This window comes from Shewanella sp. SG44-2 (assembly GCF_014164215.1).
GTDB classification, from domain to species: Bacteria; Pseudomonadota; Gammaproteobacteria; order Enterobacterales; family Shewanellaceae; genus Shewanella; species Shewanella frigidimarina.
The window spans coordinates 1-238 of sequence record NZ_JACJEU010000117.1 but is presented as its reverse complement, the minus strand read 5'-3'; the positions used below and the strand labels follow the sequence as shown (position 1 = coordinate 238).

General features: G+C 40.8%; 1 rRNA gene. It reads left to right on the top strand.

Annotation, left to right across the window (positions count from 1 at the left end):
• Nucleotides 1–129: 129 nt before the first annotated feature.
• Nucleotides 130–238: ribosomal RNA gene (locus H5181_RS20515) — 16S ribosomal RNA — on the top strand; the annotation flags it as partial.

The window sequence follows — 238 nt, the reverse complement described above, 5'->3', positions numbered from 1 at the left end:
AAAAAATTTAAACTCAATGCAACGATGAGTGTTCATAGTAATATGTACAAACATTATTTAGATTCTTCCGAGTCTAATTAATGAAATCAGAATTCATTGAGCCGAAACCTTCGGGTTTCAAAAAAACTTTAATTGAAGAGTTTGATCATGGCTCAGATTGAACGCTGGCGGCAGGCCTAACACATGCAAGTCGAGCGGTAACACAAGGGAGCTTGCTCCTGAGGTGACGAGCGGCGGA